The organism is Delftia sp. ZNC0008 (assembly GCF_000799035.1).
GTDB classification, from domain to species: Bacteria; Pseudomonadota; Gammaproteobacteria; order Burkholderiales; family Burkholderiaceae_C; genus Comamonas; species Comamonas tsuruhatensis.
On record NZ_JTKZ01000012.1, the window covers coordinates 1 to 17,307 of the forward strand.

A 17,307-nucleotide genomic window follows, 5' to 3' on the forward strand; every position below is an offset into this window, starting at 1 on the left:
CCGCGTCGCAAGGCTGCCACTCGGGCGGCCTGCCCGGCGCGGAATTCGGGCGTGAACCAGCGCTGCATGGCGCCATCGGCAATCGCGGCCACGCCCTGGGCGCGCACCGTGGCAATGCGCGCCTGCCAGCCTGCGCGCGCGGCCTCGTCGTAGTAGCTGGCCGAATTGGCGACGGTGATGCTGCGCACCAGCGCCGGATGACGCGCTGCCAGGGCCTGGGCCGTCATGCCGCCCATGGACAGGCCCACGAAGTGCACCGGCCCCTGGCCCAGCGCCTCGATCACGCCAGCGGCGTCGTCTGCCAGGTCGTTCATGTCGAAGGCCTCGCCGATGGCGGGCGAGCGGCCATGGCCCCGGTGGTCGTAGCGCACCACGGTGAAGCGGTCTTGCAGGGCCTGGGCCACGCCGTCCCACATCTGGAGGTCACAACCGAGCGCGTGGCTCAGAACGAGGGCCGGGCCTTGGCCCTGCTGCACAACATGGAGTTTCGACATGGCGGTCACTGCTTGGGGAAAAGGCGATTATGGGATGGCCGGTGCAGGCTGGCGGATACGGATACCACGCATATCCGGCATCCGGCCAAGGCGCGGCGATGGCAGCGCTCAGGCCACCCTGTCCCAGAACTGCAGCTGTGCCGACCCCGGCGCGATCAGTTCCAGATAGTCCTGGCAGGCCGGATCGAACGGTCCCTGGCCCCACTTGCTGCACAGCTGGTGGGCGCGGCCGGCGCTATCGGCCAGCACCACGTCGGCATACAGGCCGGGGTCGTGGGCGCTGCGCATCACGCCATGGGCCGTGAAGCCGGGCTCATTCCGGTACAGGCCATCGGCCATGCGGTGCGCGGCGGCGGCCAAGGCATGGGAATCGGCGCCGGGGCGCAGCCGGAACAACGAGAACTCCATGCCCTGCGGCAGTCCATGTTCCCCGCCGTGGCTGAACACGCTGGCGCCCAGCAAGGGAGGATGCTCCACGCGCATCAGCCCGAAGTAGGCCGCGCAGGCAGCCGACCGGCCGGCCTGCGCTAGGGCGGCACGGGCAGCCTCCTGTGATTGCCAGGTGACGACATCCGCATAGCGCCCCTGGCCCAGCTGGACCAGATGGCGTGACAGGCATCCGCCCTGCACATCCAGGAACTGGTGCTGCATGGCGCTGGCGGCTTGCAGCAGGGTGTTTTCCGTCACACCGGGCAGCAGGCTGAACGCTGCCCATTCGATGACTTGCATGGCATTTCTCCGTGGATTGAACATGCCGCCCATGGTCCCTGCATCGCTGCCATTCAATGGCTGTCAATTGCGCCATGATGCCGGCCATGAAACCGCGCACGCTGCCCGCCCGTCTGTCCCGGCTTGACGCCCTTTCCCAGCGCCTGTCCGATGGCGCCGTGCACGGCGTGGCGGCGCTGTCCGAGGAACTGGGCGTCAGCCAGCGCACGCTGGCGCGCGACCTGTCGTTGCTCAGGCAGCAGGGCTGGGAGCTGGACAGCTCCTCGGGCAGGGGCGGCGGTGTCCGCGTGGTCCATCGCTGGCCCTCCGGCCGCGTGACCCTGCGGGGTGACGACGCACTGGAGCTGCTGATGTCCCTGGCGCTGTCGGAAGCCCTGGGCCTGTCGCTGGCGGGGCGTCATGGCGAACTGCGCCGCCAGTTCGCGCGCTGCTTTGCGCCGGCCGATCGCGCAGATATCGCGCAACTGCGCCAGCGCATCCGCGTGGCCTCGCCGGTGTCGGTCGAAGTCCAGGCTTCGCTGCGCGAGCGTGCGCAGGGCGTGGAGGCGCGCGCCAGCGTCTACCAGGCTTTTGCACAGCAATGGATGCTGGCCTTGACCTACCTGGACGGACGCCAGCGCCGCAGCGAGCGCGTGGTGGAGCCGCAATGTCTGCTGCTGGCCTGGCCGTTCTGGTACCTGCTGGCCTGGGACTGCGAGCGCGAGGGCGTGCGCACCTTCCGGCTGGACCGCATCGTGCAGGCGCGTCGCGGCGGACAGCGCTTTCAGGTGCGCGACCCGGCCCGGTTTTGGGCCGCCTGCGACGAGGTCGGCGTGGCCCTGTGACGGCCTGCCCCCATAATCCCCAGCCATGCAAGCCCTGCGCAACTCCGTCCCACTGGCCCGCCTGGTCATGGCGTGGTTCGCGCTGACGCTGGGCCTGGCCATTGCATCGCCCCTGGTGCACCCCCAGGCCATGGAGCTGGTCTGCACGGCTGGCGGCAGCGTCAGGCTGGTCGTGGTCAACGGTGAAGAAGGACAGGCGGTGTCTGCCCAGCATTCGCTGGACTGCCCTCTATGCCTGGCGGTGACGCCGCCGCCGGCGCATGTCCCTCCCTCCTGGGCGCAACTGCAGCCGATGGGCCGCGCGCTGCAGCCCATCGTCTCTGCCCGCATTGCCTCCCTGGTCGGCGCGCCGCTGCCGCCGCGCGGGCCTCCCTTGTTGCTGTTGATCGCCTGAGCCCTTGGCTGCTTGCAGCGCTGTCCCGCGCTGTCTGGCCGCTGGCCTGTCTCAGAACATTGCCGCACCGGCCGGGCGCAGCCTTGGCGGTGCGGCTTCGCCAAGATTCCACGCAGGGATGCCATGTTCCGTTCCGATTGCCATGCGGCGCCGCAGCGCGCCGCCGATTTTTCTTCGACCCTCCCATCCGTTGCTTCCGTCGCCCTGTCTCGCCGTGCCTGCCTTGGCGGCGGCCTGGCCGCACTGGCGCTGCTGGCCGGCTGCAAGCCCGCCGCCGTACCGTTCAAGGGCATAGACCTGACCGGCGCCCAGTACGGCCGGGACTTCCGCCTGCGCGATGCCGATGGCCGCGAGCGCACGCTGGCCGACTTCAAGGGCCAGGCCCTGATGGTCTTTTTCGGCTTCACCCAATGCCCCGATGTCTGCCCCACGGCGCTGACGCGCGCCCTGGAAATACGCCAGCTGCTGGGCGCCGATGGTGCCCGCCTGGCCGTGGCCTTCATCACTATCGACCCCGAGCGCGATACGCCCGAGGTGCTCAAGGCCTATGTGGGCGCCTTCGATCCCGGCTTTGTCGCGCTGTGCGGCGACGAGACGCAGACGGCCGAGGTCGCCAGGGAATTCAAGGTCTTCTACAAGAAGGTGCCCACGGGGGCGTCCTACACCATGGACCACTCGGCCATCACCTATGTCTTCGATCCCGAGGGCCGGCTGCGCGTGGCGTTCCGCCATGAGCAGGACGCGCAGGACTGCGCGGCCGATCTGCGCCAGATCCTGCAGGCTGCATGACGGCTCTGCACTTTCTCAGGTGGCCGGCGCAACAGGCCTTTGCGCAGCAGCCTCCGCCCTGGCCCAGGCAGCGACCATTCTTGCGGAGGTGAAGGTACGCCAGCGGCGCGAGCGCCGTTGCCATCGGTCAAAACCTTGTCTGGATCGTCCCGTCCTTGTGCTAAAAATGTGCGGCTCCATCCACCCGGACGCTCATCCAGCCAGACGGAAAGGGACACCTAGCGCCATGAAGAGGCTTCTTTCCGACAAGGTGCTCCTGCGCCTGGTGCTCGGCAACCTGCTGGTGGCCGGCCTGCTGGGCCTGGCCACCTGGTTGAGCCTGCGCGCCAACCACCAGGCCGACCTGGACCTGGGCGTGGCCGTCACCCGGAACCAGGCCCGCAGCCTGAGCCTGGAGCTGACGGCCGAGATGCGGCTGGTGGACAACGCACTGGCCACCGTGGCAGGCCGCTACCGCAGCCGGGGTCTGGACGGCGACGATGTGGCGGCCCTCGCCCTCTATGAAATCCTGCAGGAGCAGCGTGCCCTGCTGCCCTTTGTCACCGCGCTGCGCGTGACCGACGCCAAGGGCCAGGTGCTGCTGACGGCCAACGAGGAAGAGCCCCCGTTTTCCGTGGCCGACCGCAGCTACTTCGAGCGCGCGCGCCACTCCGACCGCATGGTGATCTCCGATCCGCTGGTCAGCCATTCCTTCAACAAATGGGCCATCGTGATGGCACGCCGGCTGCAGTCCGGGGACGGGGATTTCAAGGGCATCGTCTATGCCGTGGTCTCGGCCACGCATTTCCAGTCGCTGTTCCGTCGCCAGGCCTTCGGGCCCGACAGCGCCATTGCGCTGCGCTCGGACAAGGACCTGCTGGTGGCCCGCTACTCGGCGGCCGATCCGTGGTCCGTGGCCGGCATTGGCGGCTCTGCGGTCTCCAGCGAGTACCACCATGCCCTGGCCGGCAACCGGGACAGCGGCTGGTACATCACGCCCACGGTGATGGACGACGTGGAGCGCATCACGGCCTACCAGCGGCTGGCCGGCTATCCCCTGACCGTCTTCACGGGCCTGGGCACACAAAGCTACCTGGCCGCATGGCGTGCATCGGCCTGGCGCGCCTGGGCACTCACGGGTCTCAGCATGGCACTGATCGCGCTGGGCTCGGTCAGCCTCTACCTGCTGCAGCAGCGCGAGCGCGTGGCGCGCATCCGGCTTGCCGAGCTGCTGCGCCAGCAGGAACTGTTCATGGACAACGACCTCATCGGCATCGCCCGCCTGCGCGAGCGCCGGCTGCTGTGGACCAACCAGGCCCTGCAGCGCATGCTCAAGCGCCCGACCGGCGAGCTGCAGGGCACCTCGGCGCGCATCCTCTACCCGGATGAGGAAACCTATGAACGCTCCGGCGAGCTGGCCTATGGTGCACTGCGCTCCAGCGGCAAATGCCATGCCCAGATGCAGCTGAAGACCAGCGATGGCAGCCTGCTCTGGGTCGATGTCAGCGGCGCAGGCCTGGCCCACGGCGAATCGATCTGGGTCTTCGTGGACATAGACGCGCTCAAGCGTGACGAGCAAGCCGCACAGCACCAGGCGCTGCACGACGTGCTGACCGGCCTGGCCAACCGCCGCGCACTGCAGGCCCGGCTGCAGCGCGAACTGGCCCAGGCCTGCGGACCGGGGCAACTGGCCGTCTGCTTCATGGACCTGGACGGCTTCAAGCAGATCAACGATACCGAAGGCCACGATGCCGGCGACGAAGTGCTGCGCATCGTCGCCCGCCGCCTCACCACCCAGGCCCGCGAAACCGACTGCGTGGCCCGCATGGGTGGAGACGAATTCGTGCTGCTGCTGGGCGAACTGGCCTCGGCCAACGACGCCCTTCAGGCCATGCAGCGCTGCCTGGCCTCCATCTGCCAGCCCATCCGCCTGGAAAACGGTGCCACCGTCCAGGTCGGCGCCAGCATCGGCATCGCCCTCAATACCGCCCGGGAAAACACCACCCAGCTGCTGCAGCGCGCCGACGAGGCCATGTATGCGGCCAAGCGCGCGGGCAAGGGGAGGGTGGTGGTGGCGGAGGAGTAGAGGCGGAAAATATGGTAATCCCTCGGATAAATCCGAAAATTGGATTGTGGAGTCTCTCTTTGGGGAAGCTCTGATGGAGAGATCACTTCTCCAAGCCTGTCTTATGGCGCTCCATATTTTCCGATGCAGATTTTATGGCGGGTATATAAGAATAGCTGGTCATGAACTTATCAAGATTCTCAAGGCCTATTTGGTGATCTTTGCTTGCTATCACTTTCTTCATGATTTTTAATCCAATATCCGGAGAAATGGATAGCGCCAGCAGCTCTCTGGGATCTATGAGTGGATTTTTGAAGGGGGCAGAAAGAATATCCACGGGATCTGCCCCATTGAGGATTGACTCAACGTTTGCTTTGGCCATGGCCCATTCATTGTATTGAATGGCTTCTGTCAGGCTGAAACTGAAAGGAGCGCCGGAAAATTTGATGGGATGGCTGTTTATGTAAACCAATAGTTCGTGATCTATGATCTTTTTTCTGTTGCTTTCTGTTATGCCGGATATGTAATTGTATAGCACAATATTTGAATATTCGTCCCCTGTGTTTAAACCGTTTTTGATCATCGCTTTGTCGTCAAAAAGAAAACCCATGTGTATAGATTCTCCAGCATATTCTGCGGTGGTCAGGATCCCATTTTTCAGTCCCAAGTCGAGAACTCTGATGGCTTCGGAGGCGTTATCCAGACTATTGAGTGATCTCGTATAGTCGAAAATTGCGGATTTGACTATGTCTTTGGATCTGTTGCTGTCAATGACGCTAAGCAGTTCTTGGCGGAGGGATTCTCTGACCTCTCTGCGTTGGGTCGATCGAATGATGTTGTGAAGCCGGTTAGTTGCTTGCAATTTCTCATCGTGGGATAACGGATCTGCAAGAGATGTGCGAAATCTATCAATTTCATCCTGAATGAATGCGGAAGTCTGGGATGCACTTGATTGTTGCTGTTCCACTATGACTTGATTCGCATTTTGTGTGTCTTCGTTTGCTGTGCTTTTTGATTGTTGATTAAGAATTTCGGTCTTTACATTGGGTGTGATGTGGTTCTGCGGTTTTAAAGATTCGTTTATAAATAGATAGGCTGCATATAATGCGGCGACAATGATGGAGTAAGATATTATTCGCTTCATTGCCATTGCCATTGCTTGAGTTTGTTATACAAGGCAGCAGGTGCTTTGACATTGGCTCCTGCCGCATCAATATATTTTTGATACCATGAGGCTATATTTGCATCAATAATTCGTAAAGGTAGCCATTGGCCCTGAATGTGTGAGTGAGCATGTGATCCAGGACTTCGAACCGTTGCGCCCATAATATCCGTTATAAAAGTATCACACCGATATCTTCCTTTCGTCGGAGGCCAGGTTACGTATTTATTCCAGTCCCTGCTGGGTGGAATATTCACCGTAGGCTCGGCTGGAGTAACGTAAGGTGTCACAACATATGTTGCACCTATGACATATATTTGATTTGCTCTCGCAACCATCGCATACAAGGCTGGGTAAGATTGCTTGTTAGCTCTTGGTCTGTCAAAATCCTCTGTGCATGCAGAAGAGAAGCAAGAGAGTACGTTATGGTCAGGCCATTTGGTTCTGCTTATTGGCCAAACTTTGCTGCGTTTGAAAAAATTCTCGTAGTTGTTTTTCTGAACAACCTGCGGCTCGTTGAGAACTTCAATTACGGAAGTTCCATCCCATATTCCGATGTGCCCGGCACCTTCGATAACTGGCCAATCTAGATTTCTCGCAACTATGTCTCCGACATAATATGGGCGCTCTTTAATTCCGTCGCCAGGGAACTTGATTTTTACAGGTGAGTTGTTCAATTGCTCGACGAAACCATTACGTCCTATGGAGTAAACTAGAACTCTGTGTTCCTGTCCGTCTTTCAAGTCTTCAGTAAGATTTATGGGTATGGAGAAACCATGCGCACTGTGGCTGCCAAGGCAAGCCGATCCTACAGCGGGTTCCCTGATTATATTTGCGCTGCTCCCACCAAGAAATTGGTTGTCATCGCGCCAAACGTGTACGGCCACTATGTCATTCGGAAATCTGACATCACACGCCCAGCCAGTAACCATTGCGACCGAATAGTTGTCAATGTATCCTTTTGAAAATACATTGTTTGCATAGATGAGAAATGCAAGAAGGAAATAGTATTTTATATTGCGCATGGAATTTCATTTCAATTTTCGGTTGATATATGAATGCGGCGGCAATAGATGTCGTAGATTGCCTAGAAACTAAAGATGATTGGATTTTCATACGCGAGGAATTCATGCTATTCTCTATGCGTCTCGTTGAAAATAAGACAGCTCCTATTTTTCCTTGTTTTTGAAGGAAAAATAGGAGTGTTCCTAGTTCGGGTGCGCGGAGCTAGGTGGTGAAGCCATATGGCGGCATCGCGTTAATGCCGCAGACAAGGCTCTGCCGAAACCAATTTGGCAGTTTGGGCTGTTCACGGTTGTGAACAGCAAAAATGGGCGTTGCGAGACGCTCGCTCCGCGTGCGGCAAATGCCAGCAGGCTAAGAAAGCCCCAATTTCGAGAGTCGAACCAAAAGTCGACGCCATGCCATTGATAGCCCGAGGCCGGGCGGCAGACCCGGCCTTTTCTTTTCTTGCTTTCGCTTTTCAGCGCTCGGCCTCTTCAATCCATATCCGGATCCTCGTCGCAGCCCGAGCCATTGACGGAGCACATGGAGCCTATCTTGATTTTCCGCATGGGCTGCTTTGCCAGCCTTTCACAGCGCGACATTTGCTCTGCATACATATCGTCCATGTGCGTGCCGTCAATCATGATCACCCCATTGCGAATGATGGGCTTTGCCTGACCATCGGCAAGGGCGAAGGCCATTTTTCGGAGAAGAAAACCGGCATGGTGGCAAGGGCCCAGGGCCATGGCAATCCTGGTCATTTCAGGATCTGGAACGCGGCTTTTGGCCTGCGTCAGGCTGTCCATCTTTTCCATGAAAGCCCCGTCGTTCTGCGCGATCTGCCCCACCAGCTTGGTCATGCCCGCCTGATTGCGCTTTTTCACAAGATCCGCGATCTGGTCCTCCAGGCGTCTTGCCGCAGCGGCATCACCGAATGCAGCCAGAGAGGCAGATAGTGCATCGTTCTCGGCCGCCGATGCTCCGTTCGGCACACACAGTACAGCGCTCGCAGCGAGCAAGGCAGCCATGATCCGGCGAGTCCGGATTGCGCCTTGCGGCCGCAGGCGTCCTCCCAATGCAATGGTGTTCATGTTCTTTGAAGATGGATTGAAATGAAAAATCTCCATTGCACAGGTGCAGTGGAGAAGAAGGGCTTGGGCGGGAATGGCCAAGCCGCCGAACTCTATCTCAATATGCGAATGGATATGCAGGCATCAGCCAGTCAATTGCTTTGTCGCACCACCAGCTCATGACCCAGATCCAGGCTTGGCGATTCACCGGTATCTCCCCGCATCCATTGCCGCAGCATGCGCACACCTTCGGTGCCGACGCGGCCAAGGTGCGGATTGTGGTGGCGGGTGGGTAGGGCTATGGAGGCCGTACCGCTGCTGTGATCGGGGCAGTTACCGGGCCAAGGTGGGCCTTGGGCTCAACAAGGCAAGACCTCGAATGCCGAGCCAAAAGACGACGCAAGGCCGTTGATGGCCCGTGTGCACACGCGTGCCCGGTTGAATGCGATGTCGCACAGCAGCGCGATGGCAAAGGCCAGATAGGCCATGTAGGCCAGGCCGATGTAGCTGCCAAACACAATGGTGTGCAGCCAGTCCTGTGCGAACAGATACAGCATGGCAGTCACCGCTGAGGCGGTCACCAGCACGATGGCGGGCAGTGCCAGCTGCAGCCCCGCCCGCCTGCGTCGCGCCGTCACGCCGGTCAGGGCCAGAAACACCAGCGCATTGGACGCAGTGAAGATCCTGAACTCCCGCAGCAGGCTGGCCGTGGTCTGGTGGTAGGCCGACTCGATGAATTCCACCAGCCGGGCGCGCATCTGGATCAGCGATGCCAGCTGGGTGGCTTGGCGCTGCTGCATGTAGACGGCATTGCGCTTGCGGCATTCGCAGTCAGCACGGCGCATGTCGGTCATGACCGAGGCCACCTTGTCGGGAATGCCTGCCTCGATCTCGCGCCGCACTGCGGCGATCTCGCTATCTGTCCTGCCAAGCGCTTTCTGGGCCAGGTCCGCCATGCGCGAGCCTGTCAGCGTGTCCAGCTGGGTGCCCAGCCTGTGCTCGATCTCGATGCGGATGATCTCCTTGCCCAGGTTCTCGACCAGCAATGGCGAGGAAAACGAGAGCACGAAGGCCGATCCGAACAGAACCGTGCCCACGATGCCGAAAACCAGGATGAGAGCCCGCATATCGTCGCAGTGCAGTGGCTTGTCAGCGCTTTTGCGGCGCCATGCCCAGCGTGGCCAGCAGCCCCCTGCAGCCGTCCTCCACCAGGTCCAGCACGTCCTCGAAACCCCGGTCGCCGCCGTAATAGGGGTCGGGCACTTCGCGTGCGGAGTGCTCGGTGCAGAAGTCCGTCAGCCGCTGTACGCGGTGCCATTCGGACTCGGGGCAGATCCTGCGCGCGGCGGATTCGTTGGCGCCATCCATCACCAGCACCTGATCGAATGCCGTGAAGTCCTCGGCCCGCAGTTGCCGCGCGCGTTGCTGCGAGAGGTCATAGCCGCGCCGCGCGGCATGGGCCTGGGAGCGGCGGTCGGGTGCCTCGCCCACGTGGTAGCCGTGCGTGCCTGCGGAGTCCACTTCGATGCGGCCCGCCAGGCCCGCGTCGGCCACCATTTTCTCGAGCACGCCGTGGGCCGTGGGGCTGCGGCAGATGTTCCCTGTGCAGACCATGAGGATTCTTTTCCTCTTGGTGGCTGGCCTGCGGTCAGCTGACTGTTCCCGAATCTGTTCCATAAATCTCCCTGTGGGTAACGGGCTTCACGACATCTGGATGGCCTGCGATGCCCAGGCGCTCGCCGGCATTTTCCACGCCCCGCACCTGATCTTCCGGGCCGCCTATGCTGCGCCCATGGTGGAACTGCTTTGTTTCTGGATGGCCCGGGTGGGTGCGGCCCTGCTGGAGTTGCGGTTGCTGCGCAGCAGCGACGGCGGCTTCAGGGTGATGGTCATCACGGCGGCCATCGTGGTCATCGTGTGCCTGGCGTTGCTGTCCTTTCACGCCTGAGCCCGCAGTCCCGGGTACCGTCGTGCCGGTTGTCAGGGGTCCGCGCCATGGGCAGCTGCCGAACCCAATGCAGCGCCACCTCGCATTCCAGTGCGGATGCTTAGATCACGGCGCAGGCGAGGCATCAAACATGGGCGGCCGCTTTCCCGGCTCGGCACGCCCGAACGTCTCGGGCACGCAAAAGTGGACGACACGCTCCAGACATAAACGCTCGCCAGTCATTAATTGGCCGTGGTTTTCTATTGATTAAATCAATTGAGATACCTGAAATTTCCAGGATATATTTTTGACGTGTCTTCCCGAGACAATGGATTGGAATAGTTGCTTCATTGATTCTGTTTTTATCTTCATTCAGCCACTGAAGGAAAGATTGATGAGAATAAGGCCTTTAGTTGCCAGCGTATGCCTTTCCTTCTCGGGCCTTGGCCTCGCATTGGCGGATACCCAGTACACCTATGTCGGCGTCAACTACAACGATGCCCATGCGCCTTACACCACCGCCATGGGCATCAGCGGCTCAATGGTCCTGCCTGCGTCCCTGCCGGCCAGCCAGACGGACATCGTCATCGGCCCGGGAACGTCCTACCCGATCAGCAGTTGGTCGTTCAGCGACGGCGTGAATACCTATACGCAGGCCAATGCACAGATCCTAGCTGGTATTTCGATCGGTGATCCGCCGCGCTTCAAGGTTTCTACCGATGGCAGCGGCAATATCACTGCCTGGAACCTGGCGATGGTTTCACCTGCTGCGCCCCATGTCCCAGGCCAGCCGGTGGACGTTTTCAATATCGCCTCAGGCTCGGGGGACATCGCTGGTGACCATTCGGACACCACATGCGTCTTGTTGAATGGCAATGTGTGCAGGCAGGTGCTTGCTGGTGGTACAGGATTCACTTTTTCGCCTGCCCAAGGCAGTTGGAGCATGCAACCCTACATTCCCCCGCAGCCCGGCCCGGTGGCGGTGCCGCTGCTGGGGTGGCCTGCGCTGCTGGCGCTGATGGGCGGCGTGGCAGGTCTTGCAGCGTGGCAACGGCGCAGGGATGGCGTGGGAAGCTAGGCACGCAGGACCTTCCTGCGCGGCTGTGCTCCGCACGAATCTCAATGCAGCGCCACCATCAACTGCCCGTTCTCGCTGCGCACCGCATGCGCGCGTACGGAGTGTTCGGGCGCTTCCAGGCATTCGCCGGTGGCCAGGTCGAAGTGGTGCTTGTAGATGGGCGAGGCGACGACGACGCGCTCGCCCAGGCTGCCGACCAGGCCGCGCGCGAGCACGCTGGCGCCGCAGCGCGGGTCCACGTTGTCTATGGCGTAGAAGCGGTCGTCGCCGATGCGAAAGACCGCCACATGGCGGCCCTGGACGAGGGCGCAGACGCCCGTGTCGGGGACGATGTCCTGGGTGGCGCAAACGGGCAGCCAGTGTTCTTGGGAGGCATGTGCCATGGCGGGTCCTTGTCGCGGGTCTCTAGGGGGTGTCAGGCCGTGGCCTCGCTGCGCTCCTCGGCGCGCGCCGGGCGGATCTGGCCGCGCTCCTGCACGAAGACGATGTGCTCGTCGGGCTGGTCGCTGTTGATGAAGCTGCGAAAGCGCTGGCGCACTTCGGGCGTGGTGACGGCGGTCTTCCACTCGCACTGGTAGGTGTCCACCACATGCTGCATCTGGGCCTCCAGTTCGGCGCCCAGGCCCAGGCTGTCGTTGACCACCACGTCCTTGAGGTAGTCCAGGCCGCCTTCCAGGTTTTCGCGCCAGGTGCTGGTGCGCTGCAGGCGGTCGGCCGTGCGCACGTAGAACATCAGGAAGCGGTCGATGAGCTGCAGCAGCCTGTCCTTGGACAGGTCGGAGGCGATCAGCTCGGCGTGGCGCGGCTTCATGCCGCCGTTGCCGCAGACGTAGAGGTTCCAGCCCTTGTCGGTGGCGATCACGCCCACGTCCTTGCCCTGGGCCTCGGCGCATTCGCGCGTGCAGCCCGAGACGCCGAACTTGATCTTGTGCGGCGCGCGCAGGCCCTTGTAGCGGTTTTCCAACTGCACGGCCAGGCCCACGCTGTCGTCCACGCCGTAGCGGCACCAGGTGGAGCCCACGCAGCTTTTGACGGTGCGTAGCGACTTGCCGTAGGCATGGCCGGACTCGAAGCCGGCCGCGATCAGCTCCTCCCAGATCAGCGGCAGCTGCTCCACGCGCGCGCCGAACAGGTCCACGCGGGCGCCGCCCGTGAGCTTGGTGTACAGGCCGTATTTCTTGGCCACCTGGCCGACGGCGATCAGGCCGTCGGGCGTGACTTCGCCGCCGGGCATGCGCGGCACCACGGAGTAGCTGCCGTCCTTCTGGATGTTGCCCAGGTAGTAGTCGTTGCTGTCCTGCAGGCTGGCCAGCTGCGGCTGCAGCACGAACTCGTTCCAGCACGAGGCCAGGATGCTGGCCGCCAGCGGCTTGCAGACATCGCAGCCCAGGCCCTTGCCGTGGCGGTGCAGCAGCTCGTCGAAGGTCTTGATGCCGCCCACGCGCACCAGGTGGTACAGCTCCTGGCGCGAGTGCGGGAAATGCTCGCAGACATGGTTGTTGACGGCCATGCCGCGCCGGGCCATCTCGGCCTTCATGACCTGGGTGGCCAGGGGCACGCAGCCGCCGCAGGTGGCGCCGGCCTGGGTGCAGGCCTTGAGCTCGGCCATGGTGCAGGCGCCTTCGCCCACGGCCGCGCAGATCTGCGCCTTGGTGACGTTGTTGCACGAGCAGATCTGCGCCGTGTCGGGCAGTGCGTCCACGCCCAGGCCGGGCCTGGCCTTGCCGTCGCTGGAGGGCAGGATGAGGAACTCGGGCTCCTCGGGCAGGGCAATGCCATTGAGCGTCATCTGCAGCAGCGTGCCGTACTCATCGGCATTGCCCACCAGCACGGCGCCCAGCAACTGGCGGCCGTCCTCGCTGACCACGATCTTCTTGTAGACCTGCTTGCGCTCGTCGATGAACTGGTAGTTGCGGCTGCGCGGCGTCTTGCCCTGTGCGTCGCCGATGCTGGCCACATCCACGCCCATGAGCTTGAGCTTGGTGCTGAGATCGGCCCCACCGAAGGCGGCCTCGGCCTCGCCCGCAATGTGGCGTGCCGCCACGCGCGCCATGTCGTAGCCGGGTGCCACCAGGCCGAAGGTCTGCTCGCGCCAGGAGGCGCATTCGCCAATGGCGTAGACGCTGCGGTCGCTGGTGCGGCAATGGTCGTCCACGGCCACGCCGCCGCGCGGGCCTATGGCCAGGGCGCATTGGCGGGCGATCTCGTCGCGCGGGCGTATGCCGGCGGAGAAGACGATCATGTCCGTCTCCAGGTGCGTGCCGTCGGCAAACACCATGCGGTGGCGTGCCGTGGCGCCGTCGGTGATCTCCAGCGTATTGCGGCCCGTGTGCACCTGCACGCCCAGGTCCTCGATCTTGCTGCGCAGTACGCGGCCGCCGCCGTCGTCCACCTGCACGGCCATCAGGCGCGGGGCGAACTCGACCACATGGGTCTCCAGGCCCAGGTCGCGCAGGGCCTTGGCGCATTCCAGGCCCAGCAGGCCGCCGCCCACCACCACGCCGGTTCTGGAGCGCGCGGCCGATGCCTGCATGGCCTCCAGGTCCTCGATGGTGCGGTAGACAAAGCAGTGCGGCCGGTCGCGCCCCGGCACGGGCGGCACGAAGGGCGCCGAGCCTGTGGCCAGCACCAGCCGGTCGTAGGGGATGATTTCGCCATCGGCCGTGGTCACGGTGCGCTCGCGCCGCTCCACGGCTGCCGCCCTGGCCGCCAGGCGCAGCGTGAAGCCGCTGGTCTCGAAGAAGCCGGGCGCCACCAGGCTCAGGTCCTCGGCGCTTTTGCCGGAGAAGAATTCCGACAGGTGAACACGGTCGTAGGCGGCGCGTGGCTCCTCGCACAGCACGGTGACGTTCGCGTCTGCCACGCCCAGGGCATGCAGCTGCTCGAGAAATTTGTGGCCCACCATGCCGTGGCCGATCACAACGATGTTCATCTGGCGTCCTGCGTTGCGCATCCAGTGTTTTGCGGGCCGCAGGCCAGGGCCGGCGGGTCAGGGCTGCCAATGCAAGTGCCGTGCCAGCACCGCGGCGCGGTGCCTGCCCGTGGTGCACGCTGTCTGGTGCGCAGACAGCGTGCACCGCAATGCGCCCGCCGCACCGTGCAGGGGCGGGGTGCGCCGTGGTGGTGCGTCAAGTGCGATCAAGTGCGCCAGGTCCGCCAGGTCCGCCAGGAACGCTGGGTGCGTCAGGCGCGAGGCAGTCCCTGCGCGCGGCTGCGCCAGGCCTCGGGCGCGCAGCCGAATTGCGCAGCGAACCAGCGCGTGAAGGCGCTGTGGCTGGCATAGCCGAGCATGGCGGCGACCTGGCCCACGCTGTAGTGGGGATGGTCCAGGTAGCGCAGGGCCAGTTCGTGGCGCACTTCGGTCAGCAGCTCGCTGAAGCTCAGGCCCTCTCGGTCCAGTTCGCGCTGCAGCGTGCGCAGGCTGCGCCCCATGCCCTGCGCCACGCCCGCGCAGGTGGCGTTGCCCGAGGGCAGCAGCAGGTAGATGACCCGGCGCGCCTGATGGCCCACGGAGGCGGCACGGTGGGCCGGCATGGCCTCCACCAGCCGCAGCGCATAGCGCGCCAGCGCGGGGTCGGCCAGCGGGTTGGGCTCGTCCAGGTCGGTGGCGCGGCAGGCGATGCCGTTGAACTCGGCGCCGAACGTGATGCGGCAGCGGAACATGCGGCGGTGCTCGGACAGGTCGGCCGGTGGCGCGTGGCTGAAGCTGACGCCCTGCGGCCGCCAGCGCTCGCGCAGCAATGCCTCGCACATGCGCCACAGCACGCCCATGGCCAGTTCCACGGACTGGCGCATGGCGCCGTGCAGGACGAAGTCCTCGCGCAGGATGACGATGTCCCCTGCATCCTCCAGGTGGATCAGCAGCGATTCGTTGACCAGGTGCATGTGCGCGACCAGCGTGTCCAGCGCATGGCGCAGCGTGGGCTGGTGCTGCAGCAGCAGGCTCACGGCGCCGAAGCTCGACAGCTGGCGGTGCCGGGCCATGCGCAGGCCCAGGGACTCGCAGCCCGTGGACTGGGCCGCGTCTTCCAGCAGGCGCGCGACGATGGCCACGTCGATCAGCTGGTCCTGCTCGCGCAGCAGCGCGGGCCGCAGGCCGGCCTGGCGCAGTGCCTTGTCGGGGTCGCAGCCCAGTTCGCGCATGACGTCCGAAAAATGGGTCAAGGCCGCCGCGCGCACCATGGTGACCATGCTTGCCCTCCTGTCAGTCCGTGGCCTGATGGCACGAAATGCAAAGAGGATGGCATGGCTTGCATAGTCCGCGGAACCGGGTTTTCCTACATTGCAGAGACCGGCCCCACGCCGGGCGGACCGTGCCGCCACGGGCCTTCACAACAATGACAGGAGACAGGCATGCGCATAGAGCCCATGACATGCGCCATCGGCGCCGAATTGCTCGGCGTGCGGCTGGCCGACGCGGTGCGCGACGACGCGCTTTTCTCGGAGATCCGGGCGGCGCTGCTGCGCCACAAGGTGCTGTTCCTGCGCGACCAGGGCCTGGCGCGCGCCGAGCACGTGGCCTTTGCGCGGCGCTTCGGCGAGCTGGAGGACCATCCGGTGGCCGGCAGCGATCCCGAGCATCCGGGCCTGGTGCGCATCTACAGGACGCCCGAGCAGCCCAACGACCGCTACGAGAATTCCTGGCACTGCGATGCCACCTGGCGCGAGGCGCCGCCCATGGGCTGCGTGCTGCACTGCGTGGAATGCCCGCCCGTGGGCGGCGACACCCTGTGGGCCAACATGGCGCTGGCCTACGAACGCCTGCCGGACGCCGTCAAGGCGCTGATCGCGCCGCTGCGCGCGCGCCACAGCATCGAATGCACGTTCGGTGCGGCCATGCCCATCGAAAGGCGGCTGGCGCTCAAGGCCCAGTACCCCGATGCCGAGCATCCCGTGGTGCGCACCCATCCCGAGACCGGCGAGAAGGTGCTGTTCGTGAACGGCTTCACCACGCATTTCACCAATTTCCACACGCCCGCCAATGTGCGCGTGGGCCAGGACTTCACGCAGGGCGCCTCCGGCCTGCTGCAGTACCTGATCGGCCAGGCGGCCATACCCGAGTACCAGGTGCGCTGGCGCTGGCGGGCGGGCAGCGTGGCGATCTGGGACAACCGCGCCACCCAGCACTACGCGGCCATGGACTACCCGCCCAGCCACCGGAAGATGGAGCGCGCGGGCATCGTCGGCACGCCGACCTTCTGAACCACGATCACGACACAAGGAGACATGCCATGAATTTTCTCGACGGCCACCTGTTCCCCGAAAACCAGCAGCCTCTGATCATCACGGCCGCGCCCTATGCGCCCTCGTGGCTGCCCTCGGACTTTCCCGGCGAGATCGCCGTGACCATGGACGAGCAGATCCAGAAGGCCGTGGACTGCTACAACGCCGGCGCCACCGTGCTGCACCTGCATGTGCGCGAGCTGGACGGCAAAGGCAGCAAGCGCCTGTCCCAATTCAACACGCTGATCGCCGGCGTGCGTGCGCGCGTGCCCGAGATGATCATCCAGGTGGGCGGATCGATCAGCTTTGCTCCCGAGACGGACGGCGCGGCCGCCAAGTGGCTGTCCGACGACACGCGCCACATGCTGGCCGAGCTGCAGCCCGTGCCCGACCAGGTCACGGTGACCATCAATACCTCGCAGATGAATTTCCTGGAGCAGTTCGATGCGCGCGACATACGCGGCACCTCCATGGAAGACCCGGCCGTCTTCAATGCCTACAGGGAGATGACCGTGCCCGCCCAGCCCGGCTGGGCCGAGGAGCACATCCGGCGCCTGTCCGCCGCCGG

The 17,307-nt window shown here is 63.6% G+C and carries 19 protein-coding genes; 9 read left to right on the forward strand and 10 right to left on the reverse strand.

Annotated features, from left to right (window positions below; translation table 11 throughout):
• Positions 1 to 494 (reverse strand): alpha/beta fold hydrolase (locus L995_RS00205; protein ID WP_047468017.1); only part of this gene is annotated, 494 nt, incomplete at its 3' end.
• Between the two features lie 108 nt (positions 495 to 602).
• Positions 603 to 1,223 (reverse strand): hypothetical protein, encoded by a 621-nt coding sequence (locus L995_RS00210; protein ID WP_026063043.1) that lies wholly within the window; start codon positions 1,221 to 1,223, stop codon positions 603 to 605.
• 86 nt (positions 1,224 to 1,309) lie between these two features.
• Here L995_RS00210 and L995_RS00215 point away from each other — a divergent pair, with 86 nt between their 5' ends.
• The 4 genes from L995_RS00215 to L995_RS00230 all read left to right on the forward strand — a co-directional run bounded on the left by L995_RS00215 (position 1,310) and on the right by L995_RS00230 (position 5,295).
• Entirely contained in the window at positions 1,310 to 2,047 is a 738-nt protein-coding gene (locus tag L995_RS00215) for a helix-turn-helix transcriptional regulator (protein WP_223275176.1), read from the forward strand.
• A 25-nt stretch (positions 2,048 to 2,072) separates the two neighbouring features.
• Complete coding sequence (locus L995_RS00220) at positions 2,073 to 2,441, forward strand: DUF2946 family protein (RefSeq protein ID WP_016450071.1); 369 nt, start codon at positions 2,073 to 2,075, stop codon at positions 2,439 to 2,441.
• Between the two features lie 123 nt (positions 2,442 to 2,564).
• A complete protein-coding gene (locus L995_RS00225) occupies positions 2,565 to 3,230 on the forward strand; it encodes an SCO family protein (RefSeq protein WP_047467997.1) in 666 nt (221 codons plus the stop codon).
• A gap of 226 nt (positions 3,231 to 3,456) precedes the next feature.
• Positions 3,457 to 5,295, forward strand: a complete 1,839-nt coding sequence (locus L995_RS00230; protein WP_047467998.1) for a sensor domain-containing diguanylate cyclase — start codon at positions 3,457 to 3,459, stop codon at positions 5,293 to 5,295.
• Between the two features lie 82 nt (positions 5,296 to 5,377).
• Here the strand turns inward: L995_RS00230 and L995_RS31560 are convergent, their stop codons facing one another.
• The 3 genes from L995_RS31560 to L995_RS34130 all read right to left on the reverse strand — a co-directional run bounded on the left by L995_RS31560 (position 5,378) and on the right by L995_RS34130 (position 8,532).
• The gene (locus L995_RS31560) at positions 5,378 to 6,430 is read right to left on the reverse strand and encodes a hypothetical protein (RefSeq protein WP_231574319.1); all 1,053 of its coding nucleotides are present in this window, start codon (positions 6,428 to 6,430) and stop codon (positions 5,378 to 5,380) included.
• Positions 6,415 to 7,461, reverse strand: a complete 1,047-nt coding sequence (locus L995_RS31565; RefSeq protein WP_082001447.1) for a hypothetical protein — start codon at positions 7,459 to 7,461, stop codon at positions 6,415 to 6,417. The genes L995_RS31560 and L995_RS31565 overlap by 16 nt, the downstream gene beginning before the upstream one ends.
• A 474-nt stretch (positions 7,462 to 7,935) precedes the next feature.
• Entirely contained in the window at positions 7,936 to 8,532 is a 597-nt protein-coding gene (locus L995_RS34130) for a hypothetical protein (protein ID WP_231574320.1), read from the reverse strand.
• Positions 8,533 to 8,553: 21 nt separating this feature from the next.
• Here L995_RS34130 and L995_RS34135 point away from each other — a divergent pair, with 21 nt between their 5' ends.
• On the forward strand, positions 8,554 to 8,694 hold the full coding sequence (locus tag L995_RS34135) for a hypothetical protein (protein ID WP_231574321.1): 141 nt from the start codon (positions 8,554 to 8,556) through the stop codon (positions 8,692 to 8,694).
• Positions 8,695 to 8,870: 176 nt separating this feature from the next.
• On the opposite strand, the gene L995_RS00240 is transcribed toward L995_RS34135, so the two are convergent.
• Positions 8,871 to 9,638, reverse strand: a complete 768-nt coding sequence (locus L995_RS00240) for a hypothetical protein (RefSeq protein WP_047468000.1) — start codon at positions 9,636 to 9,638, stop codon at positions 8,871 to 8,873.
• 22 nt (positions 9,639 to 9,660) lie between these two features.
• Positions 9,661 to 10,188, reverse strand: a complete 528-nt coding sequence (locus L995_RS00245; protein ID WP_442855446.1) for a low molecular weight protein-tyrosine-phosphatase — start codon at positions 10,186 to 10,188, stop codon at positions 9,661 to 9,663.
• Here L995_RS00245 and L995_RS00250 point away from each other — a divergent pair.
• Both L995_RS00250 and L995_RS00255 read left to right on the forward strand, forming a co-directional pair.
• Positions 10,124 to 10,459, forward strand: coding sequence for a hypothetical protein (locus L995_RS00250; protein ID WP_231574322.1), 336 nt, complete (start codon positions 10,124 to 10,126; stop codon positions 10,457 to 10,459). The two genes, L995_RS00245 and L995_RS00250, sit on opposite strands and share 65 nt — an antisense overlap.
• Positions 10,460 to 10,745: 286 nt before the next feature.
• Positions 10,746 to 11,516, forward strand: coding sequence for a hypothetical protein (locus L995_RS00255; protein WP_231574323.1), 771 nt, complete (start codon positions 10,746 to 10,748; stop codon positions 11,514 to 11,516).
• A gap of 41 nt (positions 11,517 to 11,557) precedes the next feature.
• Here L995_RS00255 and nirD read toward each other — a convergent pair whose 3' ends face one another.
• From nirD to L995_RS00270, 3 genes are all read right to left on the reverse strand, one after another.
• The gene (gene nirD, locus L995_RS00260; protein ID WP_047468008.1) at positions 11,558 to 11,899 is read right to left on the reverse strand and encodes a nitrite reductase small subunit NirD; all 342 of its coding nucleotides are present in this window, start codon (positions 11,897 to 11,899) and stop codon (positions 11,558 to 11,560) included.
• A gap of 32 nt (positions 11,900 to 11,931) precedes the next feature.
• Positions 11,932 to 14,448 (reverse strand): nitrite reductase large subunit NirB, encoded by a 2,517-nt coding sequence (gene nirB / locus L995_RS00265; protein ID WP_047468025.1) that lies wholly within the window; start codon positions 14,446 to 14,448, stop codon positions 11,932 to 11,934.
• 251 nt (positions 14,449 to 14,699) lie between these two features.
• The gene (locus L995_RS00270; RefSeq protein ID WP_047468011.1) at positions 14,700 to 15,707 is read right to left on the reverse strand and encodes an AraC family transcriptional regulator; all 1,008 of its coding nucleotides are present in this window, start codon (positions 15,705 to 15,707) and stop codon (positions 14,700 to 14,702) included.
• 162 nt (positions 15,708 to 15,869) lie between these two features.
• Between L995_RS00270 and L995_RS00275 the strand changes: the two genes are divergently transcribed.
• Positions 15,870 to 16,718 carry a TauD/TfdA dioxygenase family protein gene (locus tag L995_RS00275; RefSeq protein WP_016454322.1) on the forward strand — a complete coding sequence of 283 codons (849 nt, stop codon included), beginning with the start codon at positions 15,870 to 15,872 and terminating at the stop codon, positions 16,716 to 16,718.
• 29 nt (positions 16,719 to 16,747) lie between these two features.
• On the forward strand, positions 16,748 to 17,307 hold a 560-nt coding region (locus tag L995_RS00280; protein ID WP_047468014.1), incomplete at its 3' end, for a 3-keto-5-aminohexanoate cleavage protein.